This window comes from Sphaerotilus sulfidivorans, assembly GCF_013426975.1.
Taxonomy (GTDB): domain Bacteria; phylum Pseudomonadota; class Gammaproteobacteria; order Burkholderiales; family Burkholderiaceae_C; genus Sphaerotilus; species Sphaerotilus sulfidivorans.
This window is the reverse complement of sequence record NZ_JACCPY010000116.1, coordinates 1-255: the sequence shown is the minus strand read 5'-3', so window position 1 is coordinate 255 and position 255 is coordinate 1. Positions and strand designations below refer to the sequence as shown.

1 protein-coding gene is annotated in these 255 nt (G+C 74.5%); it reads left to right on the top strand.

Annotation, left to right across the window (positions count from 1 at the left end):
* The coding region (locus HZU84_RS21270; protein ID WP_180693141.1) for an IS66 family transposase at positions 1–255 on the top strand (255 nt) is incomplete at both ends.

Genomic DNA, 255 nt, shown 5'->3' with positions numbered 1-255 from the left:
GCCCTGATCGGGGCGCTGGGCACGCGGTACCACCTGACGCAGGACAAGATCCGCACGCTGCTGGGCGAGGTGCTGGGGGTGCGCTTCAGCCTGGGGGCGATCTCGCAGGCGCAAGGGCTGGTGGCGCGGGCGCTGCAGGCACCGGTGCAGCAGGCGGCGGCGAGCTGCCACGGCGCGGCGGTGCTGCACATGGACGAGACGAGCTGGCGCCAGGCGGGATCCGGCACCCGGCACTGGGTGTGGGCGACGGTGCAG